This is a genomic window from uncultured Anaerovibrio sp. (assembly GCA_902786545.1).
In the GTDB taxonomy this organism is placed as follows: domain Bacteria; phylum Bacillota; class Negativicutes; order Selenomonadales; family Selenomonadaceae; genus Anaerovibrio.
In genome coordinates this window covers 22,346-43,761 of record CADACU010000024.1, presented here as the reverse complement: position 1 = coordinate 43,761, position 21,416 = coordinate 22,346, and the positions used below count along the sequence as shown (strand labels likewise).

The 21,416-nt window shown below is 46.9% G+C and carries 35 protein-coding genes; all 35 read left to right on the top strand.

The window, feature by feature from the left end; genetic code table 11:
- Positions 1-389: 389 nt before the first annotated feature.
- Entirely contained in the window at positions 390-1,262 is an 873-nt protein-coding gene (gene map, locus QZV24_RS06345) for a type I methionyl aminopeptidase (RefSeq protein WP_294521644.1), read from the top strand.
- A 90-nt stretch (positions 1,263-1,352) separates the two neighbouring features.
- A complete protein-coding gene (aroH, locus tag QZV24_RS06340) occupies positions 1,353-1,721 on the top strand; it encodes a chorismate mutase (RefSeq protein ID WP_294521643.1) in 369 nt (122 codons plus the stop codon).
- A 101-nt stretch (positions 1,722-1,822) separates the two neighbouring features.
- Positions 1,823-2,203: a RidA family protein gene (locus QZV24_RS06335; protein ID WP_290655700.1), complete on the top strand. Its 381-nt coding sequence runs from the start codon at positions 1,823-1,825 to the stop codon at positions 2,201-2,203.
- A gap of 42 nt (positions 2,204-2,245) precedes the next feature.
- A complete protein-coding gene (gene tkt / locus QZV24_RS06330) occupies positions 2,246-4,240 on the top strand; it encodes a transketolase (RefSeq protein WP_294521640.1) in 1,995 nt (664 codons plus the stop codon).
- 441 nt (positions 4,241-4,681) lie between these two features.
- Positions 4,682-4,927 carry a ribosomal L7Ae/L30e/S12e/Gadd45 family protein gene (locus tag QZV24_RS06325; protein ID WP_294521638.1) on the top strand — a complete coding sequence of 82 codons (246 nt, stop codon included), beginning with the start codon at positions 4,682-4,684 and terminating at the stop codon, positions 4,925-4,927.
- 95 nt (positions 4,928-5,022) lie between these two features.
- Positions 5,023-5,406 carry a 30S ribosomal protein S12 gene (gene rpsL, locus QZV24_RS06320; protein ID WP_027397544.1) on the top strand — a complete coding sequence of 128 codons (384 nt, stop codon included), beginning with the start codon at positions 5,023-5,025 and terminating at the stop codon, positions 5,404-5,406.
- Between the two features lie 51 nt (positions 5,407-5,457).
- The gene (rpsG, locus tag QZV24_RS06315) at positions 5,458-5,928 is read left to right on the top strand and encodes a 30S ribosomal protein S7 (RefSeq protein ID WP_290655696.1); all 471 of its coding nucleotides are present in this window, start codon (positions 5,458-5,460) and stop codon (positions 5,926-5,928) included.
- Between the two features lie 42 nt (positions 5,929-5,970).
- A complete protein-coding gene (gene fusA, locus QZV24_RS06310; RefSeq protein WP_294521633.1) occupies positions 5,971-8,049 on the top strand; it encodes an elongation factor G in 2,079 nt (692 codons plus the stop codon).
- A 20-nt stretch (positions 8,050-8,069) separates the two neighbouring features.
- Complete coding sequence (gene tuf, locus QZV24_RS06305) at positions 8,070-9,257, top strand: elongation factor Tu (RefSeq protein ID WP_294521631.1); 1,188 nt, start codon at positions 8,070-8,072, stop codon at positions 9,255-9,257.
- Between the two features lie 262 nt (positions 9,258-9,519).
- The gene (gene rpsJ / locus QZV24_RS06300; RefSeq protein ID WP_290655690.1) at positions 9,520-9,831 is read left to right on the top strand and encodes a 30S ribosomal protein S10; all 312 of its coding nucleotides are present in this window, start codon (positions 9,520-9,522) and stop codon (positions 9,829-9,831) included.
- Positions 9,832-9,846: 15 nt separating this feature from the next.
- Positions 9,847-10,491: a 50S ribosomal protein L3 gene (gene rplC / locus QZV24_RS06295; RefSeq protein WP_290655688.1), complete on the top strand. Its 645-nt coding sequence runs from the start codon at positions 9,847-9,849 to the stop codon at positions 10,489-10,491.
- A gap of 22 nt (positions 10,492-10,513) precedes the next feature.
- Positions 10,514-11,137, top strand: a complete 624-nt coding sequence (rplD, locus tag QZV24_RS06290; protein ID WP_290655686.1) for a 50S ribosomal protein L4 — start codon at positions 10,514-10,516, stop codon at positions 11,135-11,137.
- Positions 11,137-11,418, top strand: coding sequence for a 50S ribosomal protein L23 (rplW, locus tag QZV24_RS06285; protein ID WP_290655684.1), 282 nt, complete (start codon positions 11,137-11,139; stop codon positions 11,416-11,418). The genes rplD and rplW overlap by 1 nt, the downstream gene beginning before the upstream one ends.
- A 25-nt stretch (positions 11,419-11,443) precedes the next feature.
- Positions 11,444-12,271, top strand: coding sequence for a 50S ribosomal protein L2 (rplB, locus tag QZV24_RS06280; RefSeq protein ID WP_290655682.1), 828 nt, complete (start codon positions 11,444-11,446; stop codon positions 12,269-12,271).
- A gap of 28 nt (positions 12,272-12,299) precedes the next feature.
- A complete protein-coding gene (gene rpsS, locus QZV24_RS06275; protein WP_290655680.1) occupies positions 12,300-12,581 on the top strand; it encodes a 30S ribosomal protein S19 in 282 nt (93 codons plus the stop codon).
- A 25-nt stretch (positions 12,582-12,606) separates the two neighbouring features.
- Positions 12,607-12,939, top strand: coding sequence for a 50S ribosomal protein L22 (gene rplV, locus QZV24_RS06270; protein WP_290655678.1), 333 nt, complete (start codon positions 12,607-12,609; stop codon positions 12,937-12,939).
- Positions 12,940-12,957: 18 nt separating this feature from the next.
- Positions 12,958-13,626 (top strand): 30S ribosomal protein S3, encoded by a 669-nt coding sequence (gene rpsC, locus QZV24_RS06265; protein ID WP_290655676.1) that lies wholly within the window; start codon positions 12,958-12,960, stop codon positions 13,624-13,626.
- On the top strand, positions 13,626-14,069 hold the full coding sequence (rplP, locus tag QZV24_RS06260; RefSeq protein WP_027397556.1) for a 50S ribosomal protein L16: 444 nt from the start codon (positions 13,626-13,628) through the stop codon (positions 14,067-14,069). The genes rpsC and rplP overlap by 1 nt, the downstream gene beginning before the upstream one ends.
- Complete coding sequence (rpmC, locus tag QZV24_RS06255) at positions 14,059-14,250, top strand: 50S ribosomal protein L29 (protein ID WP_235320857.1); 192 nt, start codon at positions 14,059-14,061, stop codon at positions 14,248-14,250. The genes rplP and rpmC overlap by 11 nt, the downstream gene beginning before the upstream one ends.
- Positions 14,251-14,287: 37 nt before the next feature.
- On the top strand, positions 14,288-14,545 hold the full coding sequence (rpsQ, locus tag QZV24_RS06250; RefSeq protein ID WP_290655675.1) for a 30S ribosomal protein S17: 258 nt from the start codon (positions 14,288-14,290) through the stop codon (positions 14,543-14,545).
- Positions 14,546-14,581: 36 nt separating this feature from the next.
- Positions 14,582-14,950 carry a 50S ribosomal protein L14 gene (gene rplN, locus QZV24_RS06245; protein WP_294521620.1) on the top strand — a complete coding sequence of 123 codons (369 nt, stop codon included), beginning with the start codon at positions 14,582-14,584 and terminating at the stop codon, positions 14,948-14,950.
- Between the two features lie 18 nt (positions 14,951-14,968).
- Positions 14,969-15,301 (top strand): 50S ribosomal protein L24, encoded by a 333-nt coding sequence (gene rplX / locus QZV24_RS06240; protein ID WP_294521617.1) that lies wholly within the window; start codon positions 14,969-14,971, stop codon positions 15,299-15,301.
- Between the two features lie 21 nt (positions 15,302-15,322).
- The gene (gene rplE, locus QZV24_RS06235) at positions 15,323-15,865 is read left to right on the top strand and encodes a 50S ribosomal protein L5 (RefSeq protein WP_290655670.1); all 543 of its coding nucleotides are present in this window, start codon (positions 15,323-15,325) and stop codon (positions 15,863-15,865) included.
- A 17-nt stretch (positions 15,866-15,882) separates the two neighbouring features.
- Complete coding sequence (locus QZV24_RS06230) at positions 15,883-16,068, top strand: type Z 30S ribosomal protein S14 (protein WP_027397562.1); 186 nt, start codon at positions 15,883-15,885, stop codon at positions 16,066-16,068.
- 36 nt (positions 16,069-16,104) lie between these two features.
- On the top strand, positions 16,105-16,503 hold the full coding sequence (rpsH, locus tag QZV24_RS06225) for a 30S ribosomal protein S8 (RefSeq protein WP_290655666.1): 399 nt from the start codon (positions 16,105-16,107) through the stop codon (positions 16,501-16,503).
- A 27-nt stretch (positions 16,504-16,530) separates the two neighbouring features.
- Entirely contained in the window at positions 16,531-17,082 is a 552-nt protein-coding gene (rplF, locus tag QZV24_RS06220; protein WP_290655664.1) for a 50S ribosomal protein L6, read from the top strand.
- Positions 17,083-17,105: 23 nt separating this feature from the next.
- Positions 17,106-17,465 (top strand): 50S ribosomal protein L18, encoded by a 360-nt coding sequence (rplR, locus tag QZV24_RS06215; protein ID WP_290655662.1) that lies wholly within the window; start codon positions 17,106-17,108, stop codon positions 17,463-17,465.
- 22 nt (positions 17,466-17,487) lie between these two features.
- The gene (gene rpsE / locus QZV24_RS06210) at positions 17,488-17,988 is read left to right on the top strand and encodes a 30S ribosomal protein S5 (protein ID WP_085022924.1); all 501 of its coding nucleotides are present in this window, start codon (positions 17,488-17,490) and stop codon (positions 17,986-17,988) included.
- Positions 17,989-18,001: 13 nt separating this feature from the next.
- The gene (gene rpmD / locus QZV24_RS06205; RefSeq protein WP_290655658.1) at positions 18,002-18,184 is read left to right on the top strand and encodes a 50S ribosomal protein L30; all 183 of its coding nucleotides are present in this window, start codon (positions 18,002-18,004) and stop codon (positions 18,182-18,184) included.
- A 23-nt stretch (positions 18,185-18,207) separates the two neighbouring features.
- Positions 18,208-18,648, top strand: coding sequence for a 50S ribosomal protein L15 (rplO, locus tag QZV24_RS06200; RefSeq protein WP_290655656.1), 441 nt, complete (start codon positions 18,208-18,210; stop codon positions 18,646-18,648).
- Between the two features lies 1 nt (position 18,649).
- Positions 18,650-19,906, top strand: a complete 1,257-nt coding sequence (gene secY / locus QZV24_RS06195) for a preprotein translocase subunit SecY (RefSeq protein ID WP_294521601.1) — start codon at positions 18,650-18,652, stop codon at positions 19,904-19,906.
- Positions 19,907-19,920: 14 nt separating this feature from the next.
- Positions 19,921-20,565, top strand: a complete 645-nt coding sequence (locus tag QZV24_RS06190) for an adenylate kinase (RefSeq protein ID WP_290655651.1) — start codon at positions 19,921-19,923, stop codon at positions 20,563-20,565.
- Positions 20,566-20,642: 77 nt separating this feature from the next.
- A complete protein-coding gene (gene infA, locus QZV24_RS06185; protein WP_009645081.1) occupies positions 20,643-20,861 on the top strand; it encodes a translation initiation factor IF-1 in 219 nt (72 codons plus the stop codon).
- Between the two features lie 42 nt (positions 20,862-20,903).
- Positions 20,904-21,017 carry a 50S ribosomal protein L36 gene (rpmJ, locus tag QZV24_RS06180; protein WP_290655642.1) on the top strand — a complete coding sequence of 38 codons (114 nt, stop codon included), beginning with the start codon at positions 20,904-20,906 and terminating at the stop codon, positions 21,015-21,017.
- Positions 21,018-21,039: 22 nt separating this feature from the next.
- Complete coding sequence (gene rpsM / locus QZV24_RS06175; RefSeq protein WP_290655640.1) at positions 21,040-21,408, top strand: 30S ribosomal protein S13; 369 nt, start codon at positions 21,040-21,042, stop codon at positions 21,406-21,408.
- Positions 21,409-21,416 lie beyond the last annotated feature (8 nt).

The following is a 21,416-nucleotide window of genomic DNA, read 5'->3' as shown; positions in this document are numbered from 1 at the left end:
GTCAGGGCATCCTTGTCTACAGGATTTATCTGATGGTAATTGATGACCGGTATACTGCGTTCGCTTTCCCGAATACTCCAAAGTACAAAAACAAGCATAACGGTAAGTAATGCATAAAGTGATAAAAGTAAAGCATTTTTTTTGTTCAAGGTCAATAGATGTTCCCTTCATTATTATAATAATTAAAGTCAGATTTTATTCTAATACCCATAATAGTGGTTGTCAATGATTAACAGTATGTGAAAAGGCTCAGGCACAAAAAAAGCTTGCCACAGGATAATTACTGTGATTAAATAAGGGATAGGCTAAATTGAAAACTTATCGTGAATATGGTGGATATGTTTTCCCCGGGATAAGATGAGTTTTGCAGAAAGGAAGCATTCTTTTTTATGAACAGAAATGATGCATGTTGGTGTGGCAGTGGACTAAAATACAAGAAATGTCATCTGCCCTTTGACGAGCGTATAGATAGTATAAAATTTGATGTGTTTAAATCTCAGTGCCGGCCCCCGCATCGGATCATCAAGACTCCGGCGGATATTGAAGGAATCCGGAAAAGCGGTGTAATAAACGATGCGGCGCTGGATCTGGCTGGCAGCATGGTGGAGGCTGGACAGAACACGGAGGCCATTGATACTGCGGTGAGGGAGTTCATTGAAAGCAAGGGAGGCATTCCGGCCTGCTTGAATTATGAAGGATTCCCAAAGAGCATCTGTATTTCTATAAATGAAGTGGTTTGTCATGGTATTCCGTCCAAGAAGACCATTTTGCAGGAAGGGGATATCGTTAATATCGATATTACCACCATTTTGGATGGGTACTATGCCGATGCATCCCGGATGTTTATCGTAGGAAAAACTACACCGGAGGCCGAAAAGCTGGTTCGGGTGGCTAAGGAATGTATGGAGCTGGGTATTGAAGCCGTCAAGCCTTGGGGCTGGTTGGGTGATATCGGTGCGGCGGTGAATGCCCACGCCAAGGCCAACGGATATTCTGTGGTGACAGAGCTGGGGGGGCACGGAGTAGGTAAGGATTTCCATGAGGAGCCTTTTGTACCCCATGTAGGACAGCCAGGAACAGGTATGCTGCTGGTACCGGGTATGGTACTGACCGTGGAGCCAATGATAAATGCTGGCCGATATAAGGTGACGGTGGACAAGAAGGATAATTGGACGGTACGGACCAAGGATGGCTCCTTGTCAGCCCAGTGGGAAAAGACCATATTGGTTACTGAAACCGGTACAGAGGTACTGTCCAGCTGATAATTAATCCCTTGGCTCCTTTGGGGGAGCCGGCCGCCGGGCTTGAGGGAGTAAATCGGTGTGGAGCTATTATTGTAGGGAGGAATGGATTTGCGGGGATTACGGGGAGCTACCACGGTAGCCGAAAATACCGCCGAAGCAATTTGGGCTGCAACCCAGGAAGTTGTCAGCGAAATGCTCAAACGAAATAATGTGGAGCCAGATGATATTGGGGCGGCGATATTTAGTGCCACTGAGGACATTACTGCAGCATTCCCTGCTTCGGGAGCCAGAAAATTGCCGGGATTTGATGCAGTGCCACTATTTGATACTCGTCAAATTGCAGTAGAAGATGCAATGAAAATGTGTATTCGGGTGTTGCTGTTGGTGGATACACCGCTAAAACAGCGGGAGGTACAGCATGTGTTTTTAGGTAAAGCCGCAAATCTGCGCCCCGATATAGTACAGAATGGGAAATAATCAAGAATTTAAAATGATGAATTAAGAATTACGCACTATGAAGTACTAATTAACAATTACGCATTACTAATTCATAATTAACATAGGTGGGAGGATTAACTATGAACGAGATTATTGCTACTAACAATGCACCAGGGGCAATCGGACCTTATTCTCAGGCCGTAAAGACTGCTGGTGGAATGCTGTTTGTGTCAGGCCAGATTCCATTGGTACCGGCTACCGGTGCTGTTGTAGAAGGTGGCATTGAAGCCCAGACTACCCAGGTATTGGATAATTTGAAGGCTATTGTTACTGCGGCAGGCTACAGCCTGGCTGATGTGGTAAAGACCACCGTATATATTACCGATATGGGGAATTTCGGCAAGGTTAATGAGATTTACGGCAAGTATTTCACCGAGAATTGCCCGGCCAGAGTTTGCGTTGAAGTAAGCAAACTGCCAAAGGATGTTTTGGTGGAAATAGATGTTATTGCTTCCAAATAAGATTGGAAAGTTAATACGAGGAGTATACAAGGAGTGAGTTTTTTGAGTAATGTTGAGAAAAACAGCGTGAATGCCATCCGAATTCTCGCTGCGGAAATGATTCAGAAGGCGAAGTCTGGCCATCCTGGACTGCCAATGGGCTGCGCACCAATTGCCTACGAGCTTTGGGGGCGGCATATGAACCATAATGCCAAAAATCCAAAATGGGCTAACCGGGATAGATTTATCCTGTCGGGTGGCCATGGTTCAGCTATGCTGTATTCTTTGCTGCACCTGTTTGGTTATGGACTTACTATGGAGGATATAAAGAACTTCCGCCAGATGGATTCACTTACTCCTGGTCACCCGGAATTCGGCCACACCATTGGTGTTGAAGCTACTACTGGTCCGTTGGGGGCCGGGATGGGCATGGCTGTGGGTATGGCTATGGCTGAGGCTCATTTGGCCGCCCAGTTCAACAAGCCAGGCTTTCCGGTAGTAGACCACTATACCTTTGCTTTGGGTGGTGATGGCTGCCTGATGGAGGGTATTTCCTCCGAGGCCTTCTCTTTAGCTGGTACTTTGGGGTTGGGCAAGCTAATCATTATTTATGACAGCAACCGGATTTCCATTGAAGGCAGTACGGATTTGGCCTTCACGGAAGATGTTATGAAGCGGATGGAAGCCTTTGGCTTCCAGACCATAGATGTGGAGGATGGCACCGATTGTGAGGCTATCGGTGCGGCTATCGAAGCCGCCAAGCAAGATACAACCCGTCCATCCTTTATTCGGGTGCGGACTGAGATTGGTTATGGCTGTCCGGCAAAGCAGGGCAAGGCCAGTGCTCATGGCGAACCCCTGGGTGAGGAGAATCTCCAGGCAGCCAAGGAGACTCTCCAATGGCCAGAGAAGGAGGCCTTCAAGGTTCCGGCTGAGGTTTACGACAATTATCAGCAGCTGGCCAAGAGGGGCGAGGAAGCTGAAGCTGAATGGAACAAGCTCTTTTCCGACTATTGTGCCAAATTCCCGGAGGAAGCTGATCGCTGGAAGAAGTTCCACGCACCGGTTGATGCTGAAGCACTGCTGAATGATGCTGATTTCTGGGCGAGAACTGACAAGCCGGCTGCCAGCCGGGCTTTGTCCGGAAACCTGATTAACAAGTTAAATGCCATGTTCCCAAATATGTTCGGCGGCAGTGCCGATTTGGCTCCATCAAATAAAACAGAGATGAAGGGTGCCGGAGAATTTGGCAAGGATAATTATATAGGTAGAAATATTCACTTTGGTGTGCGGGAATTGGCCATGAGCGCCATTGCCAACGGCATTACGCTCCACGGTGGACTGCGTACCTTTGTGGGGACCTTCTTCGTATTTTCTGATTACTTAAAGCCAATGATTCGTTTGGCGTCTATTATGGGCTTACCGGTGACTTATGTACTGACCCATGATAGTATCGGCGTAGGCGAGGACGGTCCTACCCATGAGCCAATCGAGCAGTTGGCTATGCTTAGAAGCCTGCCTAACATCAATGTATTCCGCCCAGCGGACGATATTGAGACGGCGGCGGCTTGGTATACAGCCATCACCAGCCAAAACACACCAACGGCATTGGTTCTCACCCGCCAGAATCTCACACCGCTTTCCGGCAGTAGCAAGGAAGCTTTAAAAGGCGGTTATGTGGTATCTGATTCCACCAAGGAGGTTCCGGATGGTATTATTATTGCTACCGGTTCTGAGGTGGCTTTGGCCGTTGAGGCTCAGGCTATACTGAAGGGCGAAGGCGTTGATGTACGGGTAGTATCCATGCCATGCATGGATATCTTTGAGCAGCAGAGTGATGAGTATAAGTCAAAGGTTCTTCCTAAGCAGGTTCGCGCCCGTGTGGCAGTAGAGGCTGGCAAGGAATTCGGCTGGGGCAGCTATGTGGGCCTGGATGGAGCTGTGGTATGCATGAAGGGCTTCGGCGCTTCGGCTCCGGCGGCCCAGCTTTTTGAAAAATTTGGCTTCACCAAGGAAAATGTGGCTGAAACCATGCGGAAGGTATTGGCTCAGAATTAAATAAAACTTTAACAGCTGGCGAGCATATCTCCCAGCTCGTTGAAACGCTAATTGGAAGATTTTTCTTCTTAAAGAAGAAAAATTTGAACAATGGCGTTATAACCATCAGGCAGGGAGATATTCCCTGCCTTTTTGTTTTTTACGAAAAAAATACATAAAAAAACAAAAAATTTTTTAGTAACTTTATTTGAAAAAATGTGCAAAAATAAATGAAAAAAAGTAAAAAATGATGAAGTGTTGGGTAACTGTTCCAGAAAAAACAAAAAATATATGCTATAAAAACACAAGTGTCCACCATCAGAGTGTACATGTAACTTATGATACACCAGAGTGCGTGTACAATAAATATGTTGAAAAATAAGTGTTGACATCAAATTTAGTGGGTGATAATATATCACTGTGCCTAAATTACGGGTATTTTTAATTACAGGAGTGAGGAGTATGGCGCTGGAGGATTTGAAGAAGGCTCAACGGGTTATCGGCTTGAAGCAGGTAACAAAAGCCATCAATCGCGACCAGGTGTCATGCGTTTTCCTTGGCAGTGATGCTGATGGAAAGGTTACCGGTCCATTAAAAGAACTCTGTAACGAAAAAGAGATTGCACTGGAAGAAAGCCATACTATGGCGGAGCTTGGCAAGGCCTGCTCCATCGGTGTAAGGGCTGCAGCAGTGGCAGTTCTCAAGTAAGGCCGTTAAAAAGTTCATACTACTTGACAAAAGGGCTTGCAGTATGGATTTTTAATAAATACTAAATACTCAATTTGAAGGAAGGAGGTGCATGTATGCCTACAATAAATCAGTTAGTTCGCAAGAGCAGACAGAGCATGCAGGATAAATCTACAGCACCGGCATTAAAGAATTGCCCACAGAAGCGTGGGGTTTGCACAAGAGTTTACACTACAACTCCTAAAAAGCCTAACTCCGCATTGCGTAAGGTTGCCCGTGTTCGTTTAACTAATAGCATTGAAGTAACCGCTTATATCCCAGGCATTGGCCATAATCTGCAGGAACATAGCGTTGTTTTGATCAGAGGCGGGCGTGTTAAGGACTTACCAGGTGTTCGTTATCACATTGTTCGTGGTTCCTTGGATACCGCTGGTGTTCAGGACCGTGCTCAGGGTAGATCCAAGTACGGTGCTAAGCGCGCTAAGGCTAAGAAAGCATAAGATCTGCTAAAACAATTCTAAAACCAAAAGATTATGGAAGGAGGCAAAAAGATGCCAAGAAAAGGTTCAGTACCTAAGCGTGACGTATTGCCGGATCCGGTGTACCACTCCAAAATCGTCACTAAGTTCATCAACAAGGTAATGCTTTCTGGTAAGAAGGGCGTTGCTGAAAGAGTAGTATATGATGCATTTGAGATCATTCGTGCCAAGACTGGCCAGGATCCATTGGAAGTTTTTGAGACTGCATTGAAGAATGTAATGCCAGTTCTGGAGGTTCGTGCCCGCCGTGTAGGTGGTGCTAACTACCAGGTTCCAGTTGAGGTTCGTCCTGACCGTCGTATGACTCTCGGTATCCGTTGGCTGGTAAACTACGCAAGACTGCGTGGCGAAAAGACCATGGATGAGAGACTTTCCGGTGAGCTGATGGATGCAGCCAACAACACTGGCGCAGCTATCAAGAAGAAGGAAGATACCCATAAGATGGCTGAAGCCAACAAGGCTTTCGCTCATTATCGCTGGTAATTTTCTTATTATATAGAAGTAGATTAAGGAGATAGATAACAAGTGGCTAGAGAGTATAGTCTTGAAAAGACTCGTAATATCGGTATCATGGCTCACATCGATGCCGGTAAGACAACCACTACTGAGCGTATCCTCTTCTACACAGGTGTCAACCACAAGATTGGTGAGGTTCATGAAGGCGCAGCTACCATGGACTGGATGGAGCAGGAGCAGGAGCGTGGTATTACCATCACTTCCGCTGCTACTACTTGTCACTGGAAGGACCATCGTATCAATATCATTGATACCCCGGGCCATGTTGACTTCACTGTGGAGGTAGAGCGTTCTCTGCGTGTATTGGACGGTGCTGTAGCAGTTCTTACTGCTCGCGGTGGCGTTGAGCCTCAGACTGAAACCGTATGGCGTCAGGCTGAGAAATACAGTGTACCAAGAATGGCTTATGTAAATAAGATGGACATTACTGGTGCAGATTTCTTCAATGTAATCAATATGATGCATGAGCGTCTTCAGGCCAATGCAGTTGCTATTCAGCTGCCAATCGGTGCTGAGGACAACTTCCAGGGCATTATCGACCTGGTTAAGATGGAAGCTATCATCTACGAGGATGACCTCGGTAAGGTAGCTGACGAAGTTGAAATCCCAGCTGATATGAAGGATCAGGCTGAAGAGTATCGTGAGAAGCTCATGGAGGCTCTTTCTGATTTGGATGATGACTTCGCAATGAAGTACCTTGAGGGTGAGGAGATTTCCGAGGAGGAAATCAAGGCAGTTATCCGTAAGGCAACCATCGCCTGCAAGATGTGCCCTGTAACCTGTGGTACTTCTTACCGTAACAGAGGCGTACAGCCAATGCTGGATGCTGTTGTAGACTTTATGCCTGCACCAGTTGATATCGCTGCTATCAAGGGCGTTAACCCTGACACCGGCGAAGAGGACGAGCGTCCTTCCAGCGACAAGGAGCCTTTCTCCGCACTGGCTTTCAAGATTATGGCTGACCCATATGTTGGTAAGTTGGCATTCTTCAGAGTTTACTCCGGTACCTTGTCTTCCGGTTCTTATGTGTTTAACTCCACTAAGGGCAAGAAAGAGCGTATCGGCCGTATCCTCCAGATGCATGCTAATAACCGTAAGGAACTGGACATCGTATACAGCGGTGATATCGCTGCTGCAGTAGGCCTCAAGGACACCACTACCGGTGATACCCTTTGCGATGAGAACCATCCAATCATCCTTGAGTCCATGGAATTCCCTGATCCAGTTATTTCCGTAGCTGTTGAGCCTAAGACCAAGAACGACCAGGAGAAGATGGGTATCGCCCTTCAGAAGCTGGCAGAGGAGGATCCAACCTTCCGCGTTCGTACTGATGAAGAAACCGGTCAGGTTATTATCTCCGGTATGGGTGAGCTTCACCTGGAGATCATCGTTGACCGTATGCTGCGTGAGTTCAAGGTTGACTGCGTAGTAGGTAACCCTCAGGTTGCTTATCGTGAGACCATCCGTAAGGAAGTTGACTGCGAAGGCAAGTTCGTTCGTCAGTCCGGTGGTCACGGTCAGTATGGTCACTGCAAACTCCAGCTCATTCCGCAGGAGCCAGGTGCTGGCTTCAGCTTTGAGAACAAGGTTGTTGGTGGTGCTATTCCTAAGGAATTCATCAGCCCAATCGAAGCTGGTATCAAGCAGGCTATGGAAGCCGGCGTTCTCGCTGGTTACCCAGTTGTTGATGTTAAGGCTATCGTTTATGATGGATCTTACCACGAGGTTGACTCCTCCGAGGCTGCGTTCAAGGTTGCCGGTTCCATGGCATTCAAGAACGGTGCATTGAAGGCTGATCCAGTAATTCTCGAGCCTTATGTAAAGGTTGAGGTTATCGTACCTGAAGAGTACATGGGTGATGTAATCGGTGACCTGAACTCCCGTCGTGGTCGCATTGATGGTATGGAAGCACGCAATGGTGCCCAGGTAATCAATGGTTTCGTTCCACTCTCCGGTATGTTCGGTTATTCCACTGACTTGCGTTCCAAGACTCAGGGTCGCGGTAACTACTCAATGGAAGTTTCTCACTATGAGGAAGTTCCTAAGAATATAGCTGATGGCATTATTGCCAAAAATAAAGGCGAATAATAAGGAGGAAATAATCCAAAATGGCAAAGGAAACATTTGAAAGAACAAAACCACATGTTAACATTGGTACTATCGGTCACGTTGACCATGGTAAGACTACCTTGACTGCTGCAATCACCAAGGTTCTTTCCGAGAAGGGCATGGCTCAGTTTGAGGACTATGCAAACATCGATAAGGCTCCAGAGGAAAGAGAGCGCGGTATCACCATCAACACTGCACATGTTGAGTATGAGACTGAGTCCCGTCACTATGCACATGTTGACTGCCCGGGCCATGCTGACTATGTAAAGAACATGATCACTGGTGCAGCTCAGATGGATGGTGCTATCCTGGTAGTATCCGCAGCTGATGGCCCTATGCCTCAGACCCGTGAGCACATCCTGCTCGCTCGTCAGGTTGGCGTTCCTGCAATGGTTGTATTCCTTAACAAGGTTGACCAGGTAGACGATCCTGAGCTCCTCGAGCTCGTTGAGATGGAAGTTCGTGAGCTGCTCTCCAGCTACGAGTTCCCTGGCGATGATATTCCAGTAGTTGCTGGTTCCGCTCTGAAGGCTCTTGAGGGCGACGAAGAGCAGAAGAAGAACATCCTCAAGCTGATGGATGAGGTTGATGCTTACATCCCAACTCCTACCCGTGATACTGATAAGCCTTTCCTGATGCCAGTAGAGGATGTATTCACTATCACTGGTCGTGGTACCGTTGCTACCGGCCGTGTAGAGCGTGGTGAGCTGAACCTGAACGATACTGTTGAGATCGTAGGTATCGCAGAAGAGACCCGTTCCACTGTTGTAACCGGTATCGAGATGTTCCGCAAGCTGCTCCCTAGCGCACAGGCTGGCGATAACATCGGTGCTCTGCTCCGTGGTGTTGACCGTAAGGAAATCCAGCGTGGTCAGGTATTGGCTAAGCCAGGTTCCATCAACCCACACACCAAGTTCAAGGGTCAGGTTTATGTACTGACTAAGGAAGAGGGCGGCCGTCACACTGCTTTCACCACCAACTATCGTCCACAGTTCTACTTCAGAACTACCGATGTTACCGGTGTTGTAACTCTTCCTGCTGATGTTCCAATGGTAATGCCTGGCGATAATGTAGAGATGTCCGTAGAGCTCATCACTCCAATCGCTATCGAGGCTGGTCTCCGCTTCGCTATCCGCGAGGGTGGTCACACTGTTGGTGCAGGCCGTGTAACTGAGATTGACGCTTAATAAGTCAGTTTAGTTAATAAAATATTTTACTAAATTTCCTTATTATATAAGGGCGGCTGTATGGTCGCCCTTATAATAAGGTTTATGGTACACTCCGTATTGACTTTTTCAGTACGGTATATATAATAAGAAGCGGTGTGCTTCTATGTACCCCCAATGCGATGACGCGGTAGATGGCTTGCCATATTCTTAGGTATGAGTAAGGGAACTACTGCGGAGAAATGTTTGGGCCCAGAGCCCGGACGAGAAGGAGGAAAATAAATTGTCTAAGCAGCAGAAAATCAGAATTCGTTTGAAGGCTTATGATCACAAGGCATTGGATCAGAGTGCAGTTAAGATTGTTGAGACTGCCAAGAGAACCGGTGCTCAGGTATCTGGCCCTATTCCGCTCCCAACTGAGAAGCAGATTTACACAATTCTGCGTTCTCCACATGTTAACAAGGACTCCCGTGAGCAGTTCGAAATGAGAACTCACAAGCGCCTTATTGATGTGCTGGAGCCAACTCCAAAGACAGTAGATGCTCTCACGCGTCTTGAACTGCCTGCAGGTGTGGATATCGAGCTTAAGTTATAAGAGGAGGTGGAATAATTGGCTAAAGCAATTTTAGGTAGAAAGCTGGGCATGACCCAGATCTTCACTGAAGAAGGTCAGGTTGTTCCAGTAACAGTTGTTGAATCTGGCAACAATGTAGTTGTACAGAACAAGACTGTTGAAAATGATGGTTATAATGCAGTACAGCTTGGCTTCGGCGTAGTCAAGGAACATAAGGTAAACAAGCCTATGAAGGGTCATTTCGCAAAGGCTGGTGTTACTCCAGTAAAGTACATCCGCGAGATGCGTTTGACTGATGCTTCTGAATATAACACTGGTGATGTAATCGGTGTTGATATATTTTCCGCCGGAGAATTAGTTGATGTGACTGGTACTTCCAAGGGTAAGGGTTTCGCTGGTGGTATCAAGCGTCACAATTTTGCTCGTGGACCAATGGGACATGGTTCCAAGTCTCATCGTGAGCCTGGTTCTACAGGTGCGATGATCAGTGGTCACGGTGGCCGCGTTCTCAAAGGTAAGAAGCTGCCAGGTCAGATGGGCGGCAACAGAGTTACTGTACAGCGTCTCTCCATTGTAAGAGTTGATGCAGACCGTAACCTGCTCCTTATCAAGGGTGCAGTTCCTGGTCCTAAGAAGGGCCTGGTAATTGTAAAGGCAACCGTTAAACCGGGTAAAAACTAATTCGGAAGGAGGATAAGCTATAATGCCTACAGTAGCAGTTTATGATATCGCTAACAAGAAGGTTGGCGATCTCGAATTAAAAGAAAATATTTTTGGCGTAGAGATGAACGCAGGTCTGGTACATCAGGCTGTTATTATGCAGCTTGCTGCTCAGCGCCACGGCAATCATGCCACCAAGACCCGCAGCATGGTTCGCGGCGGTGGTCGTAAGCCTTGGAAGCAGAAGGGTACTGGTCGTGCTCGTTGTGGTTCCACCCGTTCCCCAATTTGGGTAGGTGGCGGTACCGTATTCGGTCCATCCCCTCGTTCCTACGCATTCAGCATGCCTCGTAAGCAGCGTCGCCTGGCTATCATGTGCGCACTGTCCGACAAGGTTGCTAACAATGAATTTGTGGTTCTCGACAGCATTGATTTTGCCGCTCCTAAAACCAAGGATGTTGTAAAGATGCTGGAGACCTTCAGTGTAGATAACAAGGCTCTCATCGTTACTGCTGATTATGCAGAGAATGTTGAAAAGTCTTCCCGTAATATCCCGGGTGTTAAGGCTATTAACACCACTGGCCTGAATGTATTCGACATCCTGAACGCTGACAAGCTGTTCATCACCAAGGATGCCATCGAGCGTATTGAGGAGGTATATGCATAATGGAAGCTAGAGATATTATCATTCGCCCTCTCATTACTGAAAAGAGCACTACACTCATGGCTGAGGGTAAGTATGTATTTGAGGTAGCCAAGGCTGCCAACAAGATTGAAATTGCCAAGGCAGTTTCCACAATCTTCAATGTAAAGGTTGCTGGTGTAAACACCATCAATGTTGAAGGTAAGAAAAAGCGTATGGGTCGCTTCGTTGGAAAGCGTCGTGACTATAAGAAAGCTATTGTAAAACTTGCAGCTGGCGAGACCATTGAGTTCTTCGAAGCGTAAGATTAGGGAAAAGGAGGTTAATTAAGTGGCAATAAAGAGTTTTAAACCATATTCTGCAGGCAGAAGATTCATGACTGTAGCATCTTTCGATGAAATTACTACTGATAAGCCAGAAAAGTCCCTTGTTGAGCGTCTGAAGAAGCACGGTGGTCGCAATCAGCAAGGTAGACTGACCGTTCGCCATCAGGGCGGCGGCCATAAGCGTTTGTATCGTATCATTGACTTTAAGCGGACCAAGGATGGTATTCCAGCCAGAGTCGCTACTATTGAGTACGATCCAAACCGCAGTGCCCGTATTGCACTTTTGAATTATGCAGACGGTGAGAAGCGTTACATCATCGCTCCTAACGGTCTGAAGGTTGGAGACAAGGTTGAGTCCGGTGTAGATGCCGATATCAAGCCAGGTAACTGTCTCCCATTAAAGAACATTCCAGTAGGTACCGAGGTTCACAATGTTGAGCTGAAGATTGGTAAGGGTGCTCAGCTGGTTCGTTCTGCTGGTGCTTCTGCACAGCTCATGGCAATTGAGGGTGACTATGCAACCCTTCGTATGCCATCCGGGGAAATGCGCAAGGTACATGTTAACTGCCGTGCAACTATCGGCGTAGTTGGCAATGCTGAGCACATGAACATCACTATTGGTAAGGCAGGCCGTAACCGTTGGTTGGGTATCCGCCCAGAGAACCGCGGTGTAGCTATGAACCCTAATGACCATCCACATGGTGGTGGTGAGGGCCGCAGCCCAGTTGGCCGCAAGCACCCTGTTACTAAGTGGGGTAAATGCGCTATGGGTGCTAAGACCCGCCGTAAGAAGGCTTCTGATAAGTTAATCATCAAAGGCCGTACCAAATAAGAGATAATCACCGGAAGGAGGATATAAATTGTCAAGATCAGTAAAAAAGGGACCTTATGTTCATGAAAGCTTAACTAAGAAGATTGATGCCCTGAATGAAGCCAACGACAAGAAGGTTATTAAGACCTGGTCCAGAAGTTCTACTATTCTGCCAACCTTCGTTGGTCACACTATCGCAGTACACGATGGCCGCAAGCATGTTCCAGTTTATGTAACTGAGGATATGGTAGGTCACAAGCTTGGTGAGTTCGCACCAACCCGTACATTCAAGGGTCATGCCGGTGAAGAGAGAAAGACCGGACTTAGATAAGTTGATTTGAAAGGAGGATTCCTCTGTGGAAGCAAAAGCAGTTGCAAAGTATGTTCGCATTGCACCTCGCAAGGTACGCGTTGTTATGGATCTCATCCGTGGCAAGAGCGTAGCAGATGCATTTGCGATTTTGAAGTTCACACCAAAAGTTGGTGCTGAAGCTATAGAAAAGGTTCTCAAGAGTGCAGTAGCAAATGCTGAGAACAATTTTGACATGAATGTTGATAACCTCTATGTGTCTTCTTGTTATGTGGATCAGGGACCAACAATGAAGCGTATTCATCCGCGTTCCCGTGGTCAGGCCTTCAAGATTTTGAAGCGTTCTTCCCACATCACTGTAGCAGTAGACGAAAAGTAATAAAAGGAGGTTATAAACTTGGGTCAGAAAGTACATCCACATGGTATAAGACTTGGTATCGTAAAGACTTGGGATGCTAAGTGGTATGCCGGTAAAGATTATGCAGCAAATCTGCATGAAGATATCAAAATCCGTCGTCACCTGAAGGGTCTCCTTCAGAGTGCTGGCGTTTCCAGAGTAGAGACTGAGCGCTCCAAGAACCGTCTGAAGCTGACCATCCACACTGCAAAGCCTGGTATGGTTATCGGCCGTGGTGGTTCCGGTATTGAGCAGATCAAAGCAGGTCTCAAGAAATTCACTAACAGCAATATTGACATCAGCATCGAAGAGATCAAGAATCCAGATATGGATGCCACTTTGGTAGCTGAGAATATTGCCGGCTCTCTTGAGCGTCGTATTGCTTTCCGTCGTGCTATGAAGCAGGCTGTTGGCCGTACAATGCGTCTTGGCGCCAAGGGTATTAAGATTATGTGCAGCGGCCGTCTTGGCGGTGCTGAAATTGCCCGTAGCGAGTCCTATCGCGAAGGTTCCATTCCTCTTCATACTCTGAGAGCTGACATCGATTATGGTACTGCAGAGGCAGCTACCACCTATGGTCGTATCGGTATCAAGGTTTGGATCTTCAAGGGTGAGGTTCTTCCTGAGAAAAAGCAGCCTGTTGCTGCTGTTGAAGGGAGCGAAGCTTAATGTTATTACCAAAGAGAGTAAAATATCGTAAACAGTTCCGTGGTCGCATGAAGGGTAAGGCACAGCGCGGCAACAAGGTTTCTCACGGTGAGTATGGTCTTGTTGCTCTTGAGCCAGCATGGATCACTAATAGACAGATTGAGGCAGCCCGTATTGCTATGACTCGTTACATCAAGCGTGGCGGTAAGGTTTGGATCAAGATTTTCCCTGACAAGCCTGTAACTGCAAAGCCTGCTGAGACTCGTATGGGTTCCGGTAAGGGTTCACCAGAGTACTGGGTAGCAGTAGTTAAGCCAGGTCGTGTAATGTTCGAAATGGACGGCGTTTCTCGTGAGGTAGCTGCTGAGGCTATGCGTCTTGCAGGCCACAAGCTCCCAATCAAAACAAAGTTCGTAGTTCGTGAAGATTTAGAAGCAGAGGGCGGTGAAGTAAATGAAGGTTAATGAAATTCGTGATTTGAGCGCTGAGGAACTTAACCAGAAACTTGCTTCTCTCAAAGAGGAGTTATTCAACCTCCGCTTCCAGCTTGCTACTGGCCAGCTGGAGAACCCAATGCGTATCAAGGAAGTTAAGAAGACTATTGCCCGCATTAAGACTGTTCAGACCGAGCAGGCTAAGGCTTAATTGAACGAATTGATATGTAAAGGAAGGAGGCTCCCTAATGAGCGAAAGAAATGAACGCAAGACTAAAATTGGTAAGGTTGTAAGCGACAAGATGGACAAGACTGTTGTTGTAGCAGTTCTGGACATTGAGCAGCATGCTTTATATAAGAAGGCCGTTAAGAAGACTGTAAAGTTCAAGGCCCATGATGAGAACAACGAGGCTCATGTTGGCGATACCGTTTCCATTATGGAAACCCGCCCACTTTCCAAGGATAAGCGCTGGAGAGTTGTAGAGATCGTTGAGAAGGCAAAATAATTTCCTGAATAAGGAAGATATTGAGGAGGTTAACTGATGATTCAGCAACAGACTTTACTCAATGTTGGTGACAACACCGGTGCTAAGGAAATTATGTGCATCCGTGTTCTTGGCGGTTCTTATCGCAAGTATGCCAACATTGGTGATATAATAGTGGCTGCAGTAAAATCTGCATCCCCTGGCGGTATGATAAAGAAGGGTGACGTTGTAAAGGCCGTTGTAGTTCGCAGCAAGAAGGGCCAGCGTCGCAGCGACGGCTCCTACATTCGTTTCGACGAAAACGCAGCCGTAATTATCAAGGAGGATAAGACTCCAAGAGGAACCCGTATTTTTGGACCAGTTGCAAGAGAGCTTCGTGATAAAGACTTCATGAAGATCGTATCCCTGGCTCCTGAAGTTCTTTAATAGTTAGGAGGTGCTATTTTGTCACTTACAAAACTGCATGTAAAGAAGGGCGATACCGTTCTGGTATTGTCCGGCAAAGATAAAGGCAAGCAGGGCAAGGTAATTCAGGCTCTGCCTAAGAAGAATAAGGTTGTAGTTGAGGGCGTTAACAAGGTAAAGCGCCACACCAAGCCTAATCAGAGTGCCCCACAGGGTGGCATCCTCGTGAAAGAGGCTCCTATGTTTGCAGCAAAGGTTATGCTGGTTTGCCCAGCATGCGGCAAGGCTACCCGCGTTGCACATAAGGAAGTAAATGGCAAGTCTGTACGCGCCTGCAAGAAGTGCGGCGAAGTTATAGACCAGACCAAATAATAGGGAAAGGAGGACCATCTAGTGGATAGATTACAGGAAAAATACAACAAAGAGGTAGTTCCTGCTCTGACTGAAAAGTTCGGTTACAAGAACATTATGGAGCTCCCAAAAATCTCAAAGATTATCATTAACATGGGTGTTGGCGAGGCTGTAGGCAACCCTAAGGCTCTCGATTCCGCTGTTAGTGATTTGACTATTATCGCAGGCCAGAAGCCAATCCTCACCAAGGCAAAGAAGTCCTTGGCAGCTTGGAAGCTTCGTCAGGGTATGCCAATCGGCGCAAAGGTAACTCTTCGCGGTGTACGCATGTACCAGTTCCTGGACAAGTTCATGAATGTTGCACTTCCACGCGTTCGTGACTTCCGCGGTATCAGCGCAAATTCCTTCGACGGTCGCGGCAACTATGCTATCGGCCTTAAGGAGCAGCTCATTTTCCCTGAAATTGAGTATGATAAGATTGACAAGCTCCGTGGTATGAATATTGTCGTTGTTACTACTGCTAAGACTGATGAGGAAGCCAAGGAGCTGTTGAAGCTCATGGGCATGCCTTTTAAAGAAGCGTAAAGAAGGAGGTACTGACTGTGGCCAAGAAGGCAATGATTGAAAAGTGGAGCAAGGAACCAAAGTTCCCTGTTCGCAAGTACAACAGATGTAAGATTTGCGGTCGTCCGCACGGTTATATCAGAAAGTTCGATATGTGCCGTATTTGTTTCAGAGAGCAGAGCTACAAGGGTGCCATTCCTGGCGTAACCAAGGCTAGCTGGTAAGCATTAAGGCGAAATGAAAGGAGGATATCGGTTTAAATGGTAATGACTGATCCTATTGCAGATATGTTGACTCGTTTGCGCAATGCAAACTCCGTTTATCATGAAAAAGTAGAGATTCCTGGTTCCAACATTAAGAAGGCGATTGCGTCCGTTCTTAAGGAAGAGGGCTTCATCAATGACTTCACTTTCACTGAGGATGGCAAGCAGGGGGTAATCACTGTTTCCCTGAAGTATGGTCCTAATCGTGAAAAGGTAATTACTGGTATTAAGCGTATTTCCAAGCCAGGCCTTCGCCAGTATGCAAAGGCTGCTGAGCTCCCAAGAGTTCTCGGTGGTTTGGGTATCGCCATCATTTCCACTTCCAAGGGAATTATGAGCGATAAGGATGCTCGCAAGGCTGGTCTCGGCGGCGAGGTTGTAGCTTACGTTTGGTAATTATTATAGAAGTCAGGAGGTGTACAGATGTCAAGAATAGGTAGAGCACCTATTACCATCCCTAGTGGTGTTACCATCAAGGTTGAGGATGGCAATAAGGTTACCGTAAAAGGTCCAAAGGGTGAGTTAGTTCGCACTCTTCACCAGGATATGAAAATCAAAGTAGAGGACGGTGTACTCACTGTAGAGCGTCCTTCAGATAATAAAGATCACAGATCTCTCCATGGTCTGACCCGTACCCTGATCAACAACATGGTTGTTGGTGTAACTGAGGGTTACGCAAAGACTCTCGAGATCAACGGTGTTGGTTACAGAGCACAGCTCCAGGGCAAGAACCTGAACCTGTCTCTCGGTTTCTCTCACCCGGTAGTTGTTGAGCCACCAACTGGTATTGCATTTGAAGTTCCAAATCCTACCAAGATTATCGTAAGTGGTATCAACAAGGAAATTGTTGGCGCTATCGCAGCTAAGATTCGCGACTACAGAAGACCAGAGCCATATAAGGGCAAGGGTATCAAGTACGAGGGCGAATATGTACGCCGCAAGGTAGGTAAGGCTGGCGCCAAGGGTAAGAAATAATAACCAGAAAGGAGTAACCGACAGTGTTTGTAAAGGAAGATAAGAATAAAGCTCGTCAGAAGCGTCACCTGCGGGTACGCAATCATATTTCCGGCACTGCTGAGAGACCTCGTCTTAATGTTTTCCGTAGCTTGAGCAACATTTATGCACAGGTTATTGATGATGTTAACGGTGTTACTCTCGTATCTGCCAGCACAAAGGATAAGGATTTCCAGAACTACGGTGGTAACATAGAGGCTGCCAAGGCAGTTGGCCAGGCAGTTGCTAAGCGCGCTCTGGAAAAGGGCATCACTGAAGTAGTTTTCGACCGTGGTGGTTATGTATATCATGGCCGTGTTGCAGCACTTGCTGAAGCCGCTCGCGAAGCTGGCTTGAAATTCTAATTTTTGTAAAGGAGGTACATAGATGGCTAGAATAGACAACGAAACTCCTGAGTTCCAGGAAAAAGTTGTATATATTAACAGAGTTGCAAAGGTTGTTAAGGGCGGCCGCCGCTTCTCCTTCAGCGCACTTGTTGTTGTTGGTAATGAGAAGGGTCAGGTTGGTGCAGGCCTTGGTAAGGCTGCTGAGGTTCCTGAGGCAATCCGCAAGGGCGTTGAGGACGCCAAGAAGAATCTGATTGATGTTTCCCTGAAGGGAACCACCATTCCTCATGAGATGATTGGTATTTTCGGTGCAGGCCGTGTACTGATGAAGCCAGCAGCAAAAGGTACTGGTGTTATCGCTGGTGGTCCAGCCCGTGCTGTACTCGAGCTTGCAGGCATTAAGGATATTTTGACCAAGTCCCTTGGTTCTTCCAATCCTAACAATATGGTTCGTGCAACCTTGAAGGGTCTTGAGCAGCTGAAGCAGGCAGAAAAAGTTGCTGAGCTTCGTGGTAAGACCGTACAGGAACTTTTAGGTTAAGGAGGGTTTTGAAATGGCAAAATTAAAAATTACTCTTACTAGAAGCCTGATTGGTAGACCAGCTACTCAGCGTGCTACTATTAAAGCATTAGGACTCAAGAAGTTAAATTCCTCAGTAGAGCTTGAAGACAACGAGTCTCTCCGTGGCCAGATCCACAAGGTAGAGCATCTCGTAACTGTTGAAGAGCAGGCCTGAGATCGAGGAGGTGCACATAGACGATGAAATTGAATGAATTATCTCCAGCAGCTGGCTCCAGAAAGAAGGCCTTCCGTGTAGGTCGTGGTCTGGGCAGCGGCAATGGCAAGACCTCAGGCAAGGGCATGAAGGGCCAGAAGTCCCGTTCCGGCGGCGGAGTTCGTACCGGTTTTGAGGGCGGCCAGATGCCTTTGTACCGCAGATTGCCAAAGCGTGGTTTCAAGAATGTTTTTGCTAAGGTTTATGCTGAAGTAAATGTTGAAACCCTTAACCGTTTCGAGGATGGTGCTACTGTAGATGCAGTTGCATTGGTAGAAAACGGCGTTCTGAAGAATGTTCGTGACGGCATCCGTATTCTCGGCAAGGGTGAGCTCACCAAGAAGCTGACCGTTGTTGCCAACGGCTTCACCAAGTCTGCCGAAGAGAAAATCACAGCAGCAGGTGGCAAAGTTGAGGTGATCTGATTTGATATCAGCTCTCACCAATGTGTATAAGATTCCAGAATTAAGAGCAAAGATTACTTTTACGCTGATAATGTTCGCCATCTTCCGGATGGGTACACATATCCCAGTTCCTGGAGTTGACCCGTCAGCTATTGAGGCTTTGTTCAACAACGGTAGTCTTTTCGGATTGTTAGATATGTTCTCTGGTGGAGCTCTTAGTAAGTTTTCCGTATTTGCTATGAGTATTACCCCTTACATCAACGCTTCCATTATCATTCAGCTCCTGAATGTAGTTGTTCCAACTCTGGAGCAATGGTCAAAGGAAGGTCAGGAAGGGTACAAAAAAACCACCAAGGTAACGAGGTACTTTACAGTACTGCTTGCCTTCCTTCAGGCTTTGGGTATGTCCATCGGCCTCAAGCAGGCAATCTTAAATCCAGGTCCGGTGTCAATCCTTATCATAGCGATTACACTGACCGCAGGTACAGTTTTCCTTATGTGGGTTGGTGAACAGATTACGGCCAACGGTGTGGGTAACGGAATTTCCCTTATCATTTTCGCCGGTATCGTAGCTGCCTTGCCAAGCAACATTGGAAAGATTTACAATTATTTGCAGACAGGAACCATTAGTTATATAAATGTGTTCTTCTTTGCCTTGATTGCCGTAGCCATGATTGTGTTCGTTGTGGCAATTCACACAGCTTATCGTCGGGTGCCTGTTTCCTACGCGAAACGGGTGGTTGGCCACAAATCTTATGGCGGACAGTCAAGCCACATCCCGCTCAAGGTTAACACCGCGGGAGTTATTCCAATAATCTTTGCGTCATCCGTGCTGATGTTTCCAGTAACTATTGCCCAGTTTATTGATATCCCCTGGGTAAAACAAATTGCCGGGTATTTTGCGTGGGGTACACCGCTACAGTCAACAATTTACGCATTGCTGATTATCTTTTTCACGTATTTTTACACCGCGGTTACTGTAAAGATATCGGATATGGCAGAGAATCTGAAAAAATACGGTGGTTTTATCCCGGGCATTCGTCCGGGTGAACCAACGGCTGAATATTTAGATCATGTCATGACTCGAATCACGCTTGCCGGTGCATTGTTCCTGGCATTTGTCGCTGTGCTGCCAACCTTTGTTGCTTCTGCTACTCATCTTGAGGGAGTCAACTTTGGTGGAACAGCCCTGCTGATTGTTGTGGGCGTTGGCCTTGACACCATGAAGCAGATTGAATCCATGGTTGTAATGCGCCATTACCAAGGTTTTATGAAATAGGGAGGATAAGTTAAATGCATATTCTTTTAATGGGACCTCCGGGTGCCGGTAAAGGCACTCAGGCTGCTAACCTGGTGAAAGAGTTCGGCATACCTCATATTTCCACTGGTGACATGTTCCGTGCCGCCATCAAGGAAGGTACTGAGCTTGGAAAGCAGGCGAAGGCATGTATTGATGCCGGGAACCTCGTTCCGGATGAAATTACCATCGGCATTGTCCGTGAGCGTCTTGCCAAGGACGACTGCAAGAAGGGCTTCATTCTGGATGGTTTCCCTCGTACTTTGGAGCAGGCCGATGCCCTGGCCAAGATTTTGTCCGATCTGGGGCTTAGCCTTAAGAGTGTAGTAAACATCACTGTTCCATCCTCCGATTTGGTGGAGCGGGCAGTAGGCCGTCGAATCTGCAAGGCTTGCGGCGCTACTTATCACATCAAGTTCAGCCCATCCAAGGTTGAAGGCAAGTGCGATGAGTGCGGTGGAGAGCTTTATCAGAGAGCTGACGATACAGAAGAGACTATGAAGAATCGTCTTTCCGTATATGAAGCTCAGACCAAGCCGTTGATCGATTATTACCAGAAAGCTGGTCTGTATCTGGAAATTGATGGCCGTCAGGCTATTGACAAGGTTCTTGATGATATCGTCAAGAAGCTCAGAGGATAAGAGTCATCGACAGGCAGATTTTGCCTGGAACACCGAATGATATAAGAATCGTTTGACACTAAGGAGCAAAACCGCTTATGTCTAAACAAGATGTAATAGAAGTTGAAGGTAAAGTCCTGGAAGCATTGCCAAACGCCATGTTCCAGGTGGAGTTGGAGAACGGTCATGTTGTCTTGGCACATGTTTCCGGTAAAATTCGTATGAATTTTATTCGTATTCTGCCAGGGGATAAGGTTACTATTGAGCTTACCCCTTATGATTTGACTCGGGGCCGTATCACCTATCGTTTTAAGTAATCTTTGCCTGGCAAAGATAGATGATGAAAGGGGCATAACGCAATGAAAGTTAAACCATCGGTTAAACCAATTTGTGAAAAATGCAAAGTTATTAAGCGTAAGGGTCATGTAATGGTTATTTGCGAGAACCCAAAACATAAACAGAGACAAGGATAATTAAGAAGGAGGTGCTTGATGTATGGCACGTATTGCCGGTGTAGATTTGCCACGCGATAAGAGAATTGAGATTGCATTGACCTATATCTATGGTATTGGTCTTACCACTGCTCAGAATCTGCTGAAGGAGACTGGTGTTAACCCAGATACCCGTACTGTAGATTTGACTGAGGACGAAGTTATCAAGCTTCGTGATGCTATCGATAAGAATGTAGTAGTAGAGGGTGACCTCCGTCGGGAGCAGTCCCTGAATATAAAGCGACTCGTTGAGATCGGCTGCTATCGTGGTCGTCGTCATCGTATGGGGCTTCCTGTCCGTGGACAGAACACTAAGAATAACGCACGTACCCGCAAGGGCCCTAAAAAGGCTGTTGCAGGTAAGAAGAAGTAAGGAGGGCT